Genomic DNA, 16921 nt, shown 5'->3' on the forward strand with positions numbered 1-16921 from the left:
CCGCCCACTGGCATCTCCCTTTTTGACATCTCTCCCCGACACATCCGGTATGCCCCGCACAACCCGACGCCGGACGCTCTATGCTCTGGGTACCTCCCTGTCGGTGTTCGCTGGCTGTACGCAGTTCGAGGTCGAATCGGGGGCGGAAACCGGGCAAAGCGACGGCGGCGCGAGCGAGCCGACAGCGACGGCCACGGCGGCAGAGACAGACGCCGCTACTGCGACAGACCAGGAGTCGACTGCTGGACAGACCGAAACAGCCACAGAACTCGACCTGCGGGAGGCCAACGTCGTCGGGGTCGAACTCACGGACGAGAGCGGCGGCGACTACCGCTTCGACGTAACACTCTATCACGACGACGACGGCGAGGACGGCTACGCGAACTGGTGGCAGGTCGAGACGCTGGCTGGCGACCGACTTGGCCGCCGGGACCTCCGGCACGCCCACTCGACGGACCCGTTCACCCGCTCGGAGACGCTCCCGGTTCCCGACGAGGTGGCCTGCGTCGTGGTCCGCGGCCACGACCAGACTCACGGCTACGGCGGCCAGGCGATGACCGTAACTGTCCCGGACGGCGAGACGCGGGCCGTCGAGCAGGGAGCGGAGCGCCAGTCAGTCAGCGAATCGGACTGTCCCTGAGCGAGAGCGCGCCTGCCTGTCGCGGCCGGCCGAAATCCGGGACGTTCATACCGCCCCGCGCCGCCGTTGTACCTAATGACAGAGATTATCGACGGCAACGCCGTCGCACAGTCGATTCGGGACGACCTGGTCGCGTCCATCGACCACCTCGCCGACGCGGGCGAGCGCCCGTCGCTGGCGACGGTCCTGATGTCCGAAGACCCGGCCAGCGAGACCTACGTCTCGATGAAACAGAACGACTGCGAGGAGGTCGGTATCGAGGCCATCGACATCGACATCGACCCCGACGCGGACGCCGCCGAACTGTACGACACCATCGAGGATCTCAACGCCGACGACGACGTCAACGGCATCCTGGTCCAGATGCCGGTCCCCGACCACGTCGAGGACAGGTCGGTCCTGCGAGCCATCGACCCGATGAAAGACGTCGACGGCTTCCACCCGGAGAACGTCGGCCGACTCGTCGCCGGTGACGCGCGCTACAAGCCCTGCACGCCCCACGGCATCCAGAAACTCATCGAGAGCGCAGGCGTCGACACCGAGGGCAAGGACGCCGTCGTCGTCGGCCGCTCCGACATCGTCGGCAAGCCGATGGCGAACCTGCTCATCCAGAAGGCACCGGGCGGCAACGCGACGACGACAGTCTGTCACTCCCGGACTGAGAACCTCGCCGAACGGACACGGAACGCCGATATCCTCGTCGCCGCGGCCGGCGTCCCCGAGATGATCGACGGCGAAATGATTGGCGAGGGCGCAACGGTCATCGACGTGGGCATCAACCGCGTCGACGCCGACACCGAGAAGGGGTACGAACTCGTCGGTGACGTGGAGTACGAGAGCGCGAAAGAGGTCGCGGGCGCGATCACGCCGGTCCCCGGCGGCGTCGGCCCGATGACCCGCGCGATGTTGCTGTACAACACGGTGAAAGCGACGGGCCTCCAGCACGACATCGACGTGGAACTCCCCTGAATGCCGGAACTCGCGGCCTTTGAGGACCGTGATGTAGTCACCCGCCGGGTGACCAGAGAGACCGACAGAGCAGGTGTAGAGGGGGTCCGCACTCGTTCCGACCGGGGGCTCCACTGGGCGGTCGGCGCGCTCGTCACCGACCCAACGGACCGGATACTGTTCGTCTACGAGGACGAGATATGGAAGCTCCCGGGCGGCGGCGTCGAAGCCGGTGAGACGCGCCAGGAAGCAGTGGGCCGTGAGGTACGCGAGGAGACGGGCGTCGAGATTACGGTCGACGAACTGGCCGCCGTCACCGAGGTCACAGTGACTGACGACGACCGCGAGGCAACGTTCTTCTTCGGGACGTATCGCGGCACGGCTGAATCGACGACGCTCGCGTCGGACCCCGGACTCGACAGCGAGTCGATAGAGACCGTCGCGTGGCGGGATGCGGTTCCCGAAAACTGTCTGGACGAAACCCTCGTGCGGCGGCTCCGGTGACCGCTTAGACCGTGCCGTCCTCGATTCCGGCGAGCCAGTTCTCGGCTCTGACGAAGGCGCTCTCGTCGCCGGTAATGTACGAGCCCAGGTCCCGCGCCGCGTGGGCGAGTCGGTTGGCGTCCGCGGGGTCGACATTGCCGTCCAGCGCCTCGATCCGCTTTCGATGGTCGCGAATCCGTCCGGAGAGCTGTCGCGCAGTAGGGTCCGAATTGGCGTCCAGATACGTCCGTACGTCGCGCTGATAGCTATCGACGGCGGCCGCCATCGCCAGGCCGTATGGCACTCGAAGCTCCGACGGGACTGACTCGACAGCCGGACGGTCGCCGTCGTCAGCACCGCCGAGAAGTTCGTAGAAGTACCGCTCCGCCGGGTCGCCGCTGCGCAACTCCCGGGAGAGGTGTGCACCGACGTGCTGGAGTTCGACCGCGGCGACGAACGTCGGGTCGAGCGAGCGAAGCTCGCCCGCGTCGATGAACCCCCGCTTGCGTGTATACTCCCGACAGCGCTCGGCGGCCGCGTCAGCGATCTCCCGGGTCGGATCCGCGTCGATCCGGCTCCGGACCGGCGTCAGGTCGAGGGTGGCCGGTGCGTCGGTGTGTTCGGTGTGCTCGTCGATGCCGACGCTGTGGATGCTGCCACAGTCCGGACAGGCGATGCTCCCCGTCTCGTAGTACCGCCATCGCGTGCCACAGTCCTGGCACTCGCGCTCCCCGCGGACTTTCATACGTGATGCTGAGAGGCCAGCCCTCAAGATTGTTCCGTGAGGGCTGTCTACGCCAACGTATGCGCTCGGAAGACGAGATCCGCGAGCAGTACGAGTTCCTTGCTGAACAGCTAGACGACGAGGAGATGGATCACGAGCGGGTCCGTATGATGTTCACCCACTACAAGCGGGCACTTGGATGGGTGCTCGAGGAGGAACATATCTAGGTTAGTTACAGCTTACATTCGCTTCTAATTCGATAACTAACATCTGCTGGACGGGGCCGGTACTTTTAAGTTATTCTGCCCCATTCGACCAAGTGACGCTTCGCTTGGAGGGCCGAAGCGTCAGCGGGGACCAATTCAGGGCGGCAAGCGGTCGCGTTTTTCGCGACCGCTTTCCACTTACTTCGCTGCTAACGACCAGATACGAGCGATTGCTGTACATCCGAAAAGGAACTGCTGGACGATACGACGTACTCGATAGACCACTCTGTGTCTGTCGCGTTCTCGGGCCACTCCGGTTCGACTCCGATGCTGAGTTACCGTCGCTCCCTCCGGACTCTCGCGCTCGGCGTTCACCTCGAACTCCGCCTGTGATGGCGGCGCGACGTGGCCCCGACCCCTCCCTGCGCTGAGCGTGATCTCAGATCCGTCTCCTGGAGAGTCGACCAGCGTTCTGAGATATGCTGCGACGGCGCTGTGGTCGAGTCCTTGCTCGCTTTCGAGCAGGACTATTTCTACAATCCTCTCTGTGTCCTCCAGTGACAAATAATACTGTCGCCATCAGTTTCCGAAGAATGATGATATACTGACTGTATTTACCATTTGAACAAAACGATGACTGAGGGCCTAAATACAGAAAATTCGACACTCCGGACTACCGAAACCACATCAAGTTCTCTGGGCCGATATATTTAACAGTATAGATACTAAATCATTACATAGGAAAATCGATGCACGACTTGACAGGATTCCAGCGTGACCTTCTCTACGTGATCGCTGGCAGGGAAGAGCCCCACGGCTTAGCTATCAAGGAGGAGCTCGAAGCGTACTACGAGAAGGAGATCCATCACGGTCGTCTGTACCCGAACCTCGACACTCTGGTCGACAAGGGACTGGTCGAGAAGGGCCAGCGCGACCGCCGGACCAACTTCTATACGCTTACGCGCCGCGGGCGTCGTGAGATCGACGCCCGCCGCGAATGGGAAGACCAGTACGTCGACCTGTAAGAGTGTCGCACCGCCCCTTGTGCTGAGACCGTCGTTTCGCCGGTAGCGGTGGGTCCGTCTTCAGTGATGGGAGCGGGTAACCCTACGATGACGGCATTCGTCGCTGGAGTCGTTTACGTCGACAAGCCGCTCGTCTTTATCGACGACGAAGACAGGGTCGGACATCTCCTCAACGAGCGTGTGCCGCGCGACGGGCATCAAGTCGAGGAGGTCAAAGCGAAAGAGCGCGATCGCGAAGACAATCCCCGTAAAGGTGAACGCGAACGCCGTCTGGTCGGCGGACCCCATCGGACCGCTACCGAACACTACGCTCGCAATCAGCGGATTAAAACTGGTAGCGCCGGTCGTCCTTGTCCTGTTGCTGGGGGAAGTCGTTCCCGGTCATCTGGTCGAAGGTCATCCCCGAGAGGTACTCGTCGTACGTACAGTCGTAGCTCGACCGGAGGTGGAAATCCAGCGTCCCGCGGTCCACGGTCGACTGAAACAGCATATGGACCGCGCGCCTGACGAGTTCGTCGGGGTCGTCCGGGTCGAGTGCGACTGACAGCATCGCGAGTTCGTTGCGCGTCTCGCGGTCGATGGACAGTTCGAACTCGTCGTCGAAGTCGCCGTACGCCGCTTCGATATCCTCCTGTAGGTCGTCGAGGCTCATACGAACGGGAACGATGAGCGCGAGGAAACCCCTTACGACTCGTCTGGGACCGCTCCATCGAAACGCAGACCACTACGATTATAACATATGATAAATTATATCATGGGTTGAACATAACGATTGGTAGCGGTCGACTACCGAAGGATTCAGATTAGATAATGACAGGTGGTGGGGACGAGACAGCAGCGTCCAGCCAGCCCGACGGGCTGCTAGAGCGGCTTCACACAGTCCTCCCGGACGTGTACACGCGTAACTACGTGGCGAAGTTCGCTGTCGCGCTGGCGGTAATCGTCGTCGTACTCGCAGCCGTCGGCTTCGGCAGCTACCTGCAGATACAGGACCGGGTCGTCAGCGACGCGGTGACGGACCTCGAAACGTCGGCCACGCATCGCGCCGACAGTATCGGGCAGTGGCGGACGACCACCGAGACGGAGGCCATCGCTATCGCAGCCGCAGGGGTGTACGGCACTGGGACGCCCGCAGATATCAGACAGTACCTCACCACAGCAGCCACGGCAGAGTCGTCACAGATTCGTTCGCTCCACTACGTCTCCGCCGTCGACGACTCTCAGATAGTCGTCGCGAGCACTGGGACGAACACAGAAGGCCGGTCACCGTGGGCGGTCGAACCCGCGTGGGAGTCCCCCGTGATGGCGACGATGAACGGCTCCACCGACACTGGCACAGTGATCCACTCGACAGCATACGCGGACGGTGACAACCACTCGATGGCGTTCGTGACTCCCGTCTCCGATGGCGATGGAGCACTAGTGCTGGTTGCCCGGGTCCCGGTCGAGCAGTTTCAGGACGGGCGCGACGGGTTCGAGACGCAACTGCTCACTGGGGACGGAGACCCGCTTATCGGGGGCCAGGGCGGTTCCGCGCCCATCAGTCAGGACGGCCTCCGGGCCGCAACAGCGGGCCGAACGACGACTATCGAAACGGGGTCCCATGTCGCGACGTACACTCCCGTCAACGGTACGTCGTGGGTGGTCACGACAAGTTCGACGCGAGAGACACTGTACGGAACAGGTCGGCTCGTCCGCTGGGGCTTCCTCGCTGTCATCGGGACGGCAGTCGCCTCGCTGGGCATCGCGGGATATCTTTTCGGACGGCATACGGTTCGGCCCCTGAGACAGCTCCGTAACCGGACGCAGGCCATGGAACAGGGTGACCTCGGCGTCGATATCTCGACGACTCGGCAGGACGAGATCGGGAGGCTGTACGACGCCTTCCGAAATATGCGGGACACGCTCCGGAGTCAGATCCGCCAGGCCCAGGCGGCCCGTGAGGAGGCCGAGCGGTCGAGCCACGAACTCGAACGCCAGAACGAGCGGCTGGACGAGTTCGCGTCGACGCTGAGCCACGACCTCCGAAACCCGCTCACAGTCGCTCGGGGACACGTCGAACTGCTTGCGACGCGGCTGTCGGATCCGGAGACGGATGCGGCCGACCTCCAGTCCCACATTGAGAAACTCGAAGACGCACACGACCGTATCGAGTCGATAATCGACGACGTGTTGACGCTGACGAGAAAGGGCGCAAGCGTCGAGGAGACGGCCCCGGTTCCGCTGGAGGCCGTCGTCACCGATGCGTGGGACAACATCGACAACAAAAGCGCCAGCATCGAAGTCGCGGGCAGCCGAACCATCGACGCCGACCGGACGCGGCTCTTGCGAGCCCTCGAGAATCTGTTTCGCAACGCCCTCGACCACGTTGGCCCGGAGGTGACCGTCACGGTCGGGCTGACGGAACACGGCTTCTACGTTGCCGACGACGGACCGGGTATTCCGAGCGAAGCGGTCGACAACATCTTCGAGTACGGTCACACGACGAGCGCGGACGGTACCGGGCTCGGCCTCTCTATCGTCAAGACCATCGCGGAGGCCCACGGCTGGCGGCTGTACATCGATACGACCTACCCCGACGGCGCGATGTTCGTGTTCGCGGACGTGTTCAGCGAGGACGAGCCGGACTGGTACGGGACCGAGTTCGAGTGGGGACGGTCCGAAGTCGACGACTGATACTGTTGGCTGTAACTACTGCAAGAGATCCGCCATCTCAGGGCGGCGATTCTTTCCGGACGTACAGCCGACAGTATGGGCGGCAACGACCGCCACGCACAAATCAGGACAGGGCTAAACGGGGGTATGACTGACCAGTCGACAGCGACGGACCGCTCGGGAGGCGTGCCCGCGGACCCGTCAGCTGTCCAGGACGCGCTCGTGGAGTGGTACGAGGCGGACCACCGCTCGTACCCGTGGCGGGAGACGACCGACCCCTACGAGATTCTCGTTTCCGAGGTGATGAGCCAGCAGACGCAACTGGACCGCGTTGTCGACGCCTGGGAGGACTTTCTGGACCGCTGGCCGACCGCGGCGGCGCTGGCAGAGGCCGACCGCTCGGATGTCGTGGGCTTCTGGACCAGTCACTCGCTGGGCTACAACAACCGGGCGAAGTATCTCCACGAGGCCGCGGGTCAAATTGTCAATGACCACGACGGCGAGTGGCCCCGCGACCCGGACGGCCTCAGCGACCTGATGGGCGTCGGCCCCTACACCGCCAACGCCGTCGCCTCCTTCGCGTTCAACAACGGGAACGCCGTCGTCGACACGAACGTCAAACGCGTCCTGTACCGGGCCTTCGACGTGCCCGACGACGACTCGGCGTTTGAAGCGGCTGCGAGCACGCTCATGCCCGAGGGACAGTCGCGAGTCTGGAACAACGCCATAATGGAACTGGGCGGCGTCGCCTGCGAAAAGACGCCGGATTGTGACGGCGCACAGTGCCCTTGGCGCGAGTGGTGTTCGGCCTACGAGACGGGCGATTTCACTGCGCCGGACGTCCCGACCCAGCCCGAGTTCGAGGGGAGCCGTCGACAGATGCGCGGCCGCGTCATTTCGGCGCTCAAGGAGTACGACGAACTGCAACTGGACCAGCTGGGGCCGCGTGTGCGCGTGGACTACGCGCCCGAAGGGGAGTACGGCCGCGAGTGGCTCCGCGGGCTCTTGGAAGACCTCGCGGACGACGGCTTGGTCGATGTCGAGGACAGCGACGGCGAGACGGTCGCGCGCCTCCAGCGCTGACCGCCAGTGGCATACACCCTTGAACCCATGCGGTCAATACGGTGCCAATGGCTGGCTTGCTCGGTTCGGTCGCTCTCATCGTCGTCGCAACCGCTGTCATCTGGAAAGGGAGCGCGTACTTCGAACGGGCCGCGGAACGGCTGAGCAAGTACTACGGGTTGCCGGTGGCGGTCCACGGCGCAATCGTCGTCGCCGTCGGATCGAGCTTTCCCGAGATAAGTTCGGTCGTCATCAGCACCGTCGTCCACGACGAGTTCTCGCTGGGCGTCGGTGCCATCGTCGGGAGCGCGATATTCAATCTCCTGGTGATCCCGGCCCTCGCGGCGCTGTCGAGCGAAGAACTCCGGTCGACGCGTGACATCGTCCACAAAGACGCCCAGTTCTACGTCATCAGCATCCTCATCCTGTTCATCGTGTTCGCGCTCGGGGCGACGTACGTTCCGGGCGGGACCAATCGGGCGGCTATCCTGACTCCGACGCTCGCGGCCATTCCGCTCGTGACCTACGGCATCTACGTCTTCTTGCACCAGCAGGACGCCAGCGAGCACGTCGCGGACGAAACCAATAGCGTCCGACCGGGCCGTGAGTGGGGGATGCTCGGGGTCGGGCTCCTCATCATCACTGTCGGCGTCGAGGCGATGGTCCAGGGCGCGCTCTCCCTCGGTGTCATCTTCGACACGCCGACGTTCCTCTGGGGGTTGACCGTCATCGCCGCCGGGACAAGCCTCCCCGATGCCTTCGTCAGCGTCCGGGCCGCGAAAAACGACGACAGCGTCACGAGCCTGACGAACGTCCTGGGAAGCAATACGTTCAATCTGCTGGTGGCGATTCCTGTCGGCGTCCTCCTGGCAGGGCGGGCGACAATCGACTTTCTCGTGGCGATTCCGACGATGGGGTTTCTGGGGTTCGTGACGCTGGTGTTCATCGTGTTCATCCGGACAGACCTCGAGCTCTCTGACCGCGAGGCGTACACGCTGCTTGGTCTGTACGTGGTGTTCGTCTGCTGGATGGCCCTCGAATCGGTCGGGCTCATCGAGACGGTCAGTGGCATCTGAGGCGGGACCACATTGCTGTCACTGGCGGAGAGCCAGTACAAGTTTCGGACAGCGGGAGTGATACCAATGGCTGTCAGGATAGACTATCGGCGTCCCGCTCGCGCTACTCGTCGCTGTCCTCGGGCGATATTTTGCGGGAGTAGACGGCCTCGTCGTGGGGATCGCCGCCGATAGTGAGCATCCGAGTGTTGGTCTGTTCGAAGCCGAGGTTCTCGAAGAACTCCCGGCTCCGGTCGTTCGAGGCCAGGTCGAGCGCCCGGAACTGCTCGACGCCGTGTTCCAGAAAGATGTCTTCGAGTCGGTCGTACAGCGCCGTCCCGATACCTTCCCCGTGGTAGTCCGGGTGGACGTACAGCCGCAGCATCGTCCCCATCGTATGCATGGTGATGCCCTGGGTGAAGCCGATGATCTCGCCGTCCTGCTCGGCGACCAGTAACGTCGCCTCGATGTCGTCGAGGTCGTTGGCGGGGACGCCGCCGGCCCACCCGTGGAGCGCGCTGCCCAGCGGGTCGGCGTACCAGTCGGATATCGTCTCGTCGATGACGTCGGACTCCAGCGAGTCGTAGGCGTCGTGCCACGCTGCCCGTGCGACCCGGCGTATGCCGTCGGCGTCGGCGTCGAAGGCTCGGCGGATGGTCGTCATGCGAGTCCCGACGACGGACAGACAGATTGTTCCGAGCGGTTGCTACAGTGGGTAGACTGACGTGATAGGCGACGCAGTACCCGAGGCTCGGCCAGATGCTGAGGCGTGTCGCGTACCATAGATGCTGTGTCTATCGGTTCGTTTGTGCTATCATGGCTAATATCCTCTCCCCGGTGTGTGAACCATTCTCATAATCTATCATGGTTTATCATTAGGTTTATGTAGTTGACACCCATTGGTTGTCTTGTATGAGGACAGTCATCCTCGGTGTCATCGGCTCCGACGCGCACGTCGTTGGGATTACTATTCTGGAACGAGCGTTCGAAGCGGCAGGGTTCAACGTAGTCAACCTCGGTGTCCAGTCGTCCCAGTCGGAGTTCATCGACGCCGCGGATGAACACGACGCCGAAGCGATACTCGTTTCGTCGCTGTACGGCCACGCCGAGCAGGACTGCCAGGGGTTCCAGCAAGAGATCAACGAGGCCGGGCTGGACGTGACGACGTATATCGGCGGCAACCTCGCTGTCGGGCAGGACTCCTTCGAGGAGACGCGCGAGACGTTCAAAGCGCTCGGTTTCGACCGGGTCTTCGATTCGGAGACCGACCCTGAGGAGGCTATCGAGGCGTTGAAAGCCGACCTCGGCCACCGCTCCCGCGAGGAGGCGTCGTCCGAGAAGGTTCAGCTCGGCTCCTGAGCCACGGGCTCCTTTTCTTGCCGCTAGCGCCAGCGCTCCGTGCGTAATCCGGAATACGCTCAGCTACTGCCGTCGGCGACCACGCACAGCCCGGGGTGCTTTACGACCAGGGCGCGTATGGTGTATAATGTCACACATGACAGCTGAGCTGAGTGACGGCACCGAAATCAAGAACATCCACGACGTGGTCGAAGGGTCGAACGGCGTCCATCTGAAGAAGGAGGTCGGCAGTGGCGGGCTCGAACGGGTCGCGTACATCCCGTACCCAAATCTCCTCTACGTATACTACGACAACTGAGCGTCGGCCAGAGCGACCTCCATGGCCTGACAAACCGACAGCGGGAAAGGGACTAGCGCCGCGCCTCGTCTCCCCCATCGATATACCGGCCCCACTCCATAGAGCCGCTATGTCCGAATCACACGTCGTCGGTGTCGTCGGCAGCCTCAGAGAGGAGAGCTACACCAGGGTCGGTATCGAGCGCGCGCTCGCCGCTGCCGAGGAGTTAGGTGCGACGACGGAACTGCTGGACCTTCAGGAGTTCGACCTACCGGTGTTCGATGCCGACCACCGCGAGGCCGGCGACGCCGTCGAGTTCGCCGACAGCGTCCGCGCGGCCGATTCGATTCTGCTCGGGACGCCGGTGTATCACGGGTCCTACTCCGGCGTGCTGAAAAACGCACTCGACTACTGCGGCTTCGACGAGTTCGAACACAAGACCGTAGGGTTGCTGGCGGTCGCCGGCGGGAGCTTTCCGATTACTGCGCTCGAACACCTCCGGTCGGTCTGCCGCGCACTGAACTGCTGGGTCATCCCGCATCAGGCCGCAATCCCGAAGGCGCGAAATCACATCGCGGACGGCCGGATAACCGACGCCGACATCGAAGAACGCGTGACGACGCTCGGCGAGGAAGCGGTCCAGTACGCGAACATCGAGCCGGACCCGGCGTGTTTCGAGAGTACGGAGAACGTCGGAGCGGACGATTAGCGGTGAGGACCGCCGTGCGTGTCCGAGCCGTGAGGGTCCGGTCCGCAGGAGCAGATGATTAGCGGTGAGGACCGCCGTGCGTGTCCGAGCCGAAAGGGACCGCTGATCGAGAGAAGGAAACGGTCAAACCGGCTCGCGCCCAAGTTTCCGGCGTGACTCAGTGGGTCGAGAATCCGACCGGTGGCCGGGACCGCGGGCCAGTCGCGCTGGTGCGCGCGTGGGTCGAAATACTCAGCCGTCCGCGGCGCTTTTTCCGCACCGGCGTCGCGCCGGGCGACCAGGCTCCGGGGCTGGTGTTCGCGGCGACAGTAGTCCTCTTCGAGGAAGTGAGCCGCTACGCCGTCGTCAAACTGGCCCAACGGGGGCTCCTGTCTACGGGGCCGTTCGACTACCCCGCCATCGGTGGCTTCTCGCCCGGCGTCGCGGTGCTGGCGCTGTTTGCAATTCTCGTGTTCGTCACGCCGGCGACAGTGCATCTGACGGCCGCACTGCAGACCCTGCTGTTGCTCCCCGTCGCGTCGGACCGCGGCGGCGTGAGCGAAACCGTCCAGGTGATGTGCTACGCGATGGCCCCCTGTCTGCTGGCGGGGCTGCCGAGCGCAGAGGTCCGGGTGCTCGTCACCGCCTGGGGTGCGGGCCTCTATCTGCTGGGAACCGCTGTGGTCCACAATATCCGACTTCCGGTCGCCGCAGTCGTCGGAGCCGTTCCCGCGGCGATCATCTTTGGCTACGGCTTCCGGGGCTTTCAGGCCGTCTCAGTGCTGGCCGCTAACTACGGGTTTTAGGGTCCGCCGGCGTGCGTTATCGCACGATGCTCAGTATCGACATCGACCAGTTCATGCTGGAACTCAAGGACGGCGCGTTCAAGAGCGTCGGGCCGTCGAACAAGGAAGCGACGATCAAGATGTACGACGTGGAGGGCGTCGACGTTCGCGAGTACGGCGACAAGCGCGTGAAAATTGCCTTCGAAGACGAACAGGGGAGCGAAATCGAGGTCGCACTGTTCCCGGAACAGGCGAAAGCGGTCGCTTCAGGGCTCGAACTGCTGGAAGAGGAGAGCGAGATGTTCGAATAGCGGACCCGTTCAGTTCGTCCGGAATTCGACAACCGTTTTAGGCCCGACATGCTTGCACCGTGTAATGGGTTCGTGTATCATCTGCGGCAAATCTGTCGAAGGACGCATCTGTGACCTCCACGAGGAGGACGCCCTGTTCGAGTTCCGTGGCTCGCGTGCCGACCAGCTATCGGTCGACCGCTACTACCGCGGCAGTGTCGACGGCTTCGCTGAGTTCGGCGTGTTCGTCGACATCGGCGACAGCGTAACGGGGCTGCTCCACCGGAGCGAACTGGACCAGCGGCTCGACTCCCTCGACTGGGACTCGGGCGACACCGTCTACGTCCAGGTCAAGAACGTACGGGACAACGGCAACGTCGACCTCGGCTGGTCGATCCGCCAGTCCGAACGCGAGTTCCGCGGCGTCCTCGTCGACGACCCGGAAATCGGTCACTCCGTCCTGCTTGAGAACGAAGACGACGAAGACGACGAGGAGGACGAGAAAGCAGCGTCCGAATCGACAGCCGACGAGTCAACAAGCCAGAGCGACGACGAATCGAGTTCGGACGACGACGCCGGCGCAAGCCAGTCTGAATCCGAGAGTACCGCAAGCGCCGGTGCTGTCAGCCGGGCCAGCGACGCCGACCGCGTCGAGGGCACTGCGGCCGTCGGCGGCAACGACGGCGGGTCCAACACTGCCGTCGTTACCGAGTCCGACGAGGAAACCGACGCAGAGAGCGACGAAAGCGAGGAGCAGACGGACGAGGCGACCACCGCCGAACCGGTCGCCGCGGCTATCGGCGACCTCGACGACCACGTCGGTGCGGACGTTCGACTGGAGGGCGAAGTCGTCGGTATCCGACAGACCTCCGGACCGACAGTGTTCGAACTGCAGGACGAGACCGGAACGGTCGACTGTGCGGCCTTCGTCGAGGCAGGCGTCCGCGCCTACCCCGAGGTCGAGGAAGACGACTACATCCGACTGTCGGGCGAGGTCCGCGAACGTCGCGGTGAACTGCAGGTCGAAACCGAGGAACTCGACGTACTCGAAGCCGAGGAGCGCGAGGAAGTCGAACAGCGACTCGCCGACGCCCTCGACGACGAGGCCCGACCTGATACGGTCGACCCGCTCGCCGACGATACGGCGGTTGCGGCCCTCTCCGATGATCTGGTCGAAGCCGCGACTCAGATCCGCAAAGCAGTGCTGACGGACCGGCCGGTCATCGTCCGCCACGCCAACACCGCGGACGGCTACCTCGCCGGCAGCGCGCTCGAACGGGCCGCGCTCCCGCTGGTCACCGAGCAGCACCGCCGCGCCGACGCGAAGTACCACTACTTCGACCGGCGACCCATCGAGGGCGGCGTCTACGACATGGACGACGCGACGAAGGACACGACGACGATGCTCGACAACCGGGAGCGCCACGAGGAGAAGCTCCCGCTGTTCGTCTTCGTCGCCGCCGGCGGCACGCGCGAGAGCCTCGACGGCTTCGACCTGCTGAACGTCTACGGCGCGCCGAGCGTCGTCATCGACGACATCGACGTCGACGGCGCGGTCGTCGACACGGTCGACGCCGTTGTCTCCCCCTCGGCCGACGCTGTTTCAGAGACCACGTCGACGGCACTCGCGGCCAACGTCGCCGCACACGTCAACGAGGACGTGCGCGACGACCTGCAGCACCTTCCGGCCGTGAGCTTCTGGGAGGACATCCCGGAGCCGTATCTGGAGGCAGCCAGCGAGGCGGGCTACGACGAGACCGCCGTGTCAGAGCTCCGCGAAGCCGTCGCGCTGGAGGCCCACTACCAGTCCTACGAGGACAAGCGCGAACTCATCACCGACCTCGTGTTCGGCGACGACGAGGAAGACGTGGGCGGCCTCGCCGGCCACATCGCCGAGCAGTTCCGCGAGAAGGTCGACGAAGAGGTGGCCACCGCACGGGCCAACCTCGACCACCGGAGCGTCGACGGCGTAGACATCGCCGTCCTCGACACGGACGCCTTCACCCACCAGTACGAGTTCCCGCCGGAGTCACTCCTGCTCGATGAACTCCACCGGGATGTCCGCGACGAGAGTGACGCCGTGCTCGGCATCTCGACGGACACGATGTACGTCCGGGCCACCGGCGACCTGGACCTGCACGAGCTGGTCAGCGAAGTCAGCGAGCGAGTTCCCGAAGGCGGCGTCGCGACGCGGAGCGTCCGCGAGGGGACCATCCGCTATCTGGCCGGCGAGCGACCGGCCGTTCTTGAGGCGACGCTCGAAGTGCTGGCCGACGAACTGTAGCGCAGGGGACCTTTTTCTATCTGCCGGCAATCTGACCGGGCATGAGCGACGGCCCCGTCAACGAAGCCGACCTCGACTGGACCGACCACGACCACGGCGACCGGACGTTCAAGCGGAAGCAATTGGGTGACGCTGCCGGGGGCGAACAACTCGGCGCGAGCCTCTATGCCGTCCCACCGGGGAAACGGCTCTGGGTGCGCCACTACCACGAAGGCAACGAGGAAGCGATATTTGTCCAGGCCGGGACCGGCACGCTCTGGCTCGGCCCCGACGCTGAGGAACACGCACTCAAGCCGGGCGATTTCGTCGCGCTTCCGGCCGGCGAGGAGAGTGCGCACGAAATCGAAGCCGGCGAGTCTGAACTCCGACTGTTGATGGTTTCGACGATGGAGGAACCGGATATCACCGTCTACCCCGACCGGGAGATGGTCGGGCTGTACGCCGGGTCACCGCCGGGCGGCGAGAAGGCGGACCGGACGTTGTCGACGTATCTCGACATAAACGCGGAAAAAGAGTACTGGGAGGAGTGAGCCTCAGCGGCTGCCGACTTCGAACTCCGACAGCATCGTCTGGAGCCGTTCGGACTGCTCGGCGAGCGATTCGATGCTGGCACTGACCTGCGACATGGACGCGGCCTGTTCCTGCGCGGTCGCGGAGGCGGTCTCGGTCTCCGCGGCGGTCGCCTCGCTGATGTCTACGGCCTCCTCGACCATCGACACCGCTTCCTCGGTCGTGGCGGCTTGGTCGTCGGTCGTGTCGCTTATCTCTTGAATCCCGTTGTCAGTCGCCTCGGCGTTCTCGGCCACTTGCGTGAACGTGTCGACGACTTCTTCGACGGCTTCTGTACTCTCCTGCATATCCTGCTTTGCCCCCCGTGCCTCTGTGACCGTGGTTTCAGTCTGGGCCTGGGTCTCCGCGATGAGCTGTTCGATTTCGGTCGCAGAGGCCTGCGTCTCCTCCGCCAACTGTTTGACCTCGTCTGCGACGACAGCGAACCCGTCGCCGCCCGACCCGTTTCCGGCCCGTGCGGCCTCGATGTTGGCATTCAGGGCCAGCATGTTCGTCTGCTCGGCGATGTCGCCGATGAGATCGACGATCTCGCCGATCTCGGCCATCTTCTCGTCCAGCCGCTCCACGTTTTCGACGGTCGAATCGATCGCTGTCTGGACCTCTCGGGAGCCCGCTATCGCTTCCTGTGCCGTCTCCTCGCCGGCGTCCGCGATTTCGGCCGTCTCGCGGGACCGCTCCGCGACGGTTTCGGCGGAGGCAGCGACCTCCTCGACGGTTGCCGACAGGTCGGTCATCTCGCCCGAGACGGTTTCGAGCATTTCCCGCTGGTCGGCCGCCCCGCTGGCGATGCCCTGAATCGATTCGCTCATGTCCTCGCTGGCCCCCGTTGCCTCGTTGGCACCGGCCGTGGCCTGGTCGCTTGTCGATGCAACCTCTTCGGAGAATGTCTGTATCTCCTCCATCGCCGACTCCGTCTCCGTCATCATCTTGTTGAACGACTCTGCGATCTGTGCCATCGCGTCACTCTCGCTGTCGGGGTCAATCCGGACCGTGAGGTCTCCGTCGGCCGCCCGGGACATCGCCGCGCTGTAAGCGTCGGCCGTGGCTTCGAGGTGCTCGTTGAACTCTTCGACCTCTTGCTGTCGGGCCTCGGCCTCGGCTTTCGCCTCCTCTGCTTCGGCGATAGCCTGTTCCATCTCGGCTTTCTTCTCCTCCAGGTTTTCGACCTCCTGGGTCTTCGCTCTGGCCTGTTCGAGTTGTTCTTCTGCCGCTTCACGGGACCGCTCGGTCGACGACCAGTGCGCCATCAGCGCCGCAGCCAGCATCAGGACGAACCCCGCGTGAATGAACGCCCACACCCACGGGTTGTTGATCGCCGCTGAGTGGTTGTACACCCGGCTCGGGTCGATCATGCCGAAAATCCCGTGCTGGACGGACACGTACCCGATGCCGAGGAAGAACGGCAGCCAGTCTTCGTAGACGGCGACCACAGCCATCACGACGAAAAAGTGGAAGTGAGCCTCGATGTACCCGCCGGAGAAGTGGACCAGGAACCCGGACGTCGTGACGAGTCCCATCGTCGCCAGCGCGGTTCGCGTTCGCCGACCGAACCAGGGCAACCTCGCCAACACGGCGAGGCCGACGACGACCCCGACCTCTGCGAGAACGTGGAGCGTGTCGATCTCGGGAAGCGTCGCGCCCGTGACGAGCGATTCAGTTCCCGAATACAGCCCGAGTGCCAGCAGGAACGGCACATGCGCAAGCAGCAGAATGAGGATATTACGGTGTCGGCCGCGCCACGTCTCGTCCGGGATCGTATCGCCGCTCGGAATGTACGTAATGAACTCCTGGAACCGTTCCGTCAGCGTCAATTCCCGGGAGCGAGTTTGTGCAGACCCACTGGTCGTGTCTGGCATATAGACTCACTGGA

At 63.8% G+C, this 16921-nt stretch carries 20 protein-coding genes and 1 pseudogene; 15 read left to right on the forward strand and 6 right to left on the reverse strand.

Annotation, left to right across the window (positions count from 1 at the left end; genetic code table 11):
* Positions 1 to 49: 49 nt before the first annotated feature.
* The 3 genes from VI234_RS17690 (at position 50) to VI234_RS17700 (ending at position 2092) form a co-directional block, all read left to right on the forward strand.
* Entirely contained in the window at positions 50 to 640 is a 591-nt protein-coding gene (locus VI234_RS17690; protein ID WP_023843272.1) for a hypothetical protein, read from the forward strand.
* Between the two features lie 75 nt (positions 641 to 715).
* The gene (locus VI234_RS17695; protein WP_008309025.1) at positions 716 to 1609 is read left to right on the forward strand and encodes a bifunctional methylenetetrahydrofolate dehydrogenase/methenyltetrahydrofolate cyclohydrolase; all 894 of its coding nucleotides are present in this window, start codon (positions 716 to 718) and stop codon (positions 1607 to 1609) included.
* On the forward strand, positions 1610 to 2092 hold the full coding sequence (locus tag VI234_RS17700) for an NUDIX hydrolase (protein ID WP_336330762.1): 483 nt from the start codon (positions 1610 to 1612) through the stop codon (positions 2090 to 2092).
* Positions 2093 to 2096: 4 nt separating this feature from the next.
* On the opposite strand, the gene VI234_RS17705 is transcribed toward VI234_RS17700, so the two are convergent.
* The gene (locus VI234_RS17705; protein WP_336330763.1) at positions 2097 to 2816 is read right to left on the reverse strand and encodes a DUF7117 family protein; all 720 of its coding nucleotides are present in this window, start codon (positions 2814 to 2816) and stop codon (positions 2097 to 2099) included.
* Positions 2817 to 2875: 59 nt separating this feature from the next.
* Here VI234_RS17705 and VI234_RS17710 point away from each other — a divergent pair, with 59 nt between their 5' ends.
* The gene (locus VI234_RS17710; protein WP_004961170.1) at positions 2876 to 3022 is read left to right on the forward strand and encodes a hypothetical protein; all 147 of its coding nucleotides are present in this window, start codon (positions 2876 to 2878) and stop codon (positions 3020 to 3022) included.
* Positions 3023 to 3199: 177 nt separating this feature from the next.
* Here VI234_RS17710 and VI234_RS17715 read toward each other — a convergent pair whose 3' ends face one another.
* Positions 3200 to 3565 carry an amphi-Trp domain-containing protein gene (locus VI234_RS17715; RefSeq protein WP_336330764.1) on the reverse strand — a complete coding sequence of 122 codons (366 nt, stop codon included), beginning with the start codon at positions 3563 to 3565 and terminating at the stop codon, positions 3200 to 3202.
* Positions 3566 to 3750: 185 nt separating this feature from the next.
* On the opposite strand from VI234_RS17715, the gene VI234_RS17720 reads away from it, so the two are divergent.
* The gene (locus VI234_RS17720) at positions 3751 to 4026 is read left to right on the forward strand and encodes a PadR family transcriptional regulator (RefSeq protein ID WP_004518082.1); all 276 of its coding nucleotides are present in this window, start codon (positions 3751 to 3753) and stop codon (positions 4024 to 4026) included.
* A gap of 105 nt (positions 4027 to 4131) precedes the next feature.
* Here VI234_RS17720 and VI234_RS17725 read toward each other — a convergent pair.
* Positions 4132 to 4350, reverse strand: a pseudogene (locus VI234_RS17725) (histidine kinase N-terminal 7TM domain-containing protein); the annotation flags it as partial.
* Between the two features lies 1 nt (position 4351).
* Positions 4352 to 4678: a hypothetical protein gene (locus VI234_RS17730; protein WP_008309033.1), complete on the reverse strand. Its 327-nt coding sequence runs from the start codon at positions 4676 to 4678 to the stop codon at positions 4352 to 4354.
* Between the two features lie 158 nt (positions 4679 to 4836).
* Between VI234_RS17730 and VI234_RS17735 the strand changes: the two genes are divergently transcribed.
* The 3 genes from VI234_RS17735 (at position 4837) to VI234_RS17745 (ending at position 8819) form a co-directional block, all read left to right on the forward strand.
* On the forward strand, positions 4837 to 6702 hold the full coding sequence (locus VI234_RS17735; protein WP_336330765.1) for a sensor histidine kinase: 1866 nt from the start codon (positions 4837 to 4839) through the stop codon (positions 6700 to 6702).
* Between the two features lie 126 nt (positions 6703 to 6828).
* On the forward strand, positions 6829 to 7764 hold the full coding sequence (locus VI234_RS17740; RefSeq protein WP_008309038.1) for an A/G-specific adenine glycosylase: 936 nt from the start codon (positions 6829 to 6831) through the stop codon (positions 7762 to 7764).
* Positions 7765 to 7811: 47 nt separating this feature from the next.
* Positions 7812 to 8819: a sodium:calcium antiporter gene (locus VI234_RS17745; RefSeq protein WP_008309039.1), complete on the forward strand. Its 1008-nt coding sequence runs from the start codon at positions 7812 to 7814 to the stop codon at positions 8817 to 8819.
* A gap of 103 nt (positions 8820 to 8922) precedes the next feature.
* Here the strand turns inward: VI234_RS17745 and VI234_RS17750 are convergent, their stop codons facing one another.
* Positions 8923 to 9462: a GNAT family N-acetyltransferase gene (locus tag VI234_RS17750; RefSeq protein ID WP_336330766.1), complete on the reverse strand. Its 540-nt coding sequence runs from the start codon at positions 9460 to 9462 to the stop codon at positions 8923 to 8925.
* Positions 9463 to 9710: 248 nt separating this feature from the next.
* On the opposite strand from VI234_RS17750, the gene glmS reads away from it, so the two are divergent.
* The 7 genes from glmS (at position 9711) to VI234_RS17785 (ending at position 15011) form a co-directional block, all read left to right on the forward strand.
* On the forward strand, positions 9711 to 10157 hold the full coding sequence (gene glmS / locus VI234_RS17755; RefSeq protein ID WP_008309041.1) for a methylaspartate mutase subunit S: 447 nt from the start codon (positions 9711 to 9713) through the stop codon (positions 10155 to 10157).
* Between the two features lie 127 nt (positions 10158 to 10284).
* Positions 10285 to 10455 carry a hypothetical protein gene (locus VI234_RS17760; RefSeq protein ID WP_167320672.1) on the forward strand — a complete coding sequence of 57 codons (171 nt, stop codon included), beginning with the start codon at positions 10285 to 10287 and terminating at the stop codon, positions 10453 to 10455.
* Between the two features lie 109 nt (positions 10456 to 10564).
* Positions 10565 to 11143: an NADPH-dependent FMN reductase gene (locus VI234_RS17765; protein ID WP_008309043.1), complete on the forward strand. Its 579-nt coding sequence runs from the start codon at positions 10565 to 10567 to the stop codon at positions 11141 to 11143.
* A gap of 152 nt (positions 11144 to 11295) precedes the next feature.
* Entirely contained in the window at positions 11296 to 11928 is a 633-nt protein-coding gene (locus VI234_RS17770; protein ID WP_336330767.1) for a YIP1 family protein, read from the forward strand.
* A gap of 26 nt (positions 11929 to 11954) precedes the next feature.
* Positions 11955 to 12218, forward strand: a complete 264-nt coding sequence (locus VI234_RS17775; protein ID WP_004592637.1) for a hypothetical protein — start codon at positions 11955 to 11957, stop codon at positions 12216 to 12218.
* A gap of 64 nt (positions 12219 to 12282) precedes the next feature.
* Positions 12283 to 14481: a DHH family phosphoesterase gene (locus tag VI234_RS17780; RefSeq protein ID WP_336330768.1), complete on the forward strand. Its 2199-nt coding sequence runs from the start codon at positions 12283 to 12285 to the stop codon at positions 14479 to 14481.
* 41 nt (positions 14482 to 14522) lie between these two features.
* Entirely contained in the window at positions 14523 to 15011 is a 489-nt protein-coding gene (locus VI234_RS17785; RefSeq protein ID WP_336330769.1) for a cupin domain-containing protein, read from the forward strand.
* A 3-nt stretch (positions 15012 to 15014) separates the two neighbouring features.
* Here VI234_RS17785 and VI234_RS17790 read toward each other — a convergent pair whose 3' ends face one another.
* On the reverse strand, positions 15015 to 16907 hold the full coding sequence (locus VI234_RS17790; RefSeq protein WP_336330770.1) for a methyl-accepting chemotaxis protein: 1893 nt from the start codon (positions 16905 to 16907) through the stop codon (positions 15015 to 15017).
* Between the last annotated feature and the right edge of the window lie 14 nt (positions 16908 to 16921).

Origin of the sequence: Haloarcula sp. CGMCC 1.2071 (assembly GCF_037078445.1) — an archaeon.
Taxonomy (GTDB): domain Archaea; phylum Halobacteriota; class Halobacteria; order Halobacteriales; family Haloarculaceae; genus Haloarcula; species Haloarcula amylolytica.

Bases quoted from the DNA above. Each gene is read 5' to 3' on its own strand.
- VI234_RS17690 (WP_023843272.1), top strand. From the start codon at position 50: ATGCCCCGCACAACCCGACGCCGGACGCTCTATGCTCTGGGTACCTCC.
- VI234_RS17695 (WP_008309025.1), top strand. From the start codon at position 716: ATGACAGAGATTATCGACGGCAACGCCGTCGCACAGTCGATTCGGGAC.
- VI234_RS17700 (WP_336330762.1), top strand. From the start codon at position 1,610: ATGCCGGAACTCGCGGCCTTTGAGGACCGTGATGTAGTCACCCGCCGG.
- VI234_RS17705 (WP_336330763.1), bottom strand. From the start codon at position 2,816: ATGAAAGTCCGCGGGGAGCGCGAGTGCCAGGACTGTGGCACGCGATGG.
- VI234_RS17710 (WP_004961170.1), top strand. From the start codon at position 2,876: ATGCGCTCGGAAGACGAGATCCGCGAGCAGTACGAGTTCCTTGCTGAA.
- VI234_RS17720 (WP_004518082.1), top strand. From the start codon at position 3,751: ATGCACGACTTGACAGGATTCCAGCGTGACCTTCTCTACGTGATCGCT.
- VI234_RS17730 (WP_008309033.1), bottom strand. From the start codon at position 4,678: ATGAGCCTCGACGACCTACAGGAGGATATCGAAGCGGCGTACGGCGAC.
- VI234_RS17735 (WP_336330765.1), top strand. From the start codon at position 4,837: ATGACAGGTGGTGGGGACGAGACAGCAGCGTCCAGCCAGCCCGACGGG.
- VI234_RS17740 (WP_008309038.1), top strand. From the start codon at position 6,829: ATGACTGACCAGTCGACAGCGACGGACCGCTCGGGAGGCGTGCCCGCG.
- VI234_RS17745 (WP_008309039.1), top strand. From the start codon at position 7,812: ATGGCTGGCTTGCTCGGTTCGGTCGCTCTCATCGTCGTCGCAACCGCT.
- VI234_RS17750 (WP_336330766.1), bottom strand. From the start codon at position 9,462: ATGACGACCATCCGCCGAGCCTTCGACGCCGACGCCGACGGCATACGC.
- glmS (WP_008309041.1), top strand. From the start codon at position 9,711: ATGAGGACAGTCATCCTCGGTGTCATCGGCTCCGACGCGCACGTCGTT.
- VI234_RS17760 (WP_167320672.1), top strand. From the start codon at position 10,285: ATGTCACACATGACAGCTGAGCTGAGTGACGGCACCGAAATCAAGAAC.
- VI234_RS17765 (WP_008309043.1), top strand. From the start codon at position 10,565: ATGTCCGAATCACACGTCGTCGGTGTCGTCGGCAGCCTCAGAGAGGAG.
- VI234_RS17775 (WP_004592637.1), top strand. From the start codon at position 11,955: ATGCTCAGTATCGACATCGACCAGTTCATGCTGGAACTCAAGGACGGC.
- VI234_RS17780 (WP_336330768.1), top strand. From the start codon at position 12,283: ATGGGTTCGTGTATCATCTGCGGCAAATCTGTCGAAGGACGCATCTGT.
- VI234_RS17785 (WP_336330769.1), top strand. From the start codon at position 14,523: ATGAGCGACGGCCCCGTCAACGAAGCCGACCTCGACTGGACCGACCAC.
- VI234_RS17790 (WP_336330770.1), bottom strand. From the start codon at position 16,907: ATGCCAGACACGACCAGTGGGTCTGCACAAACTCGCTCCCGGGAATTG.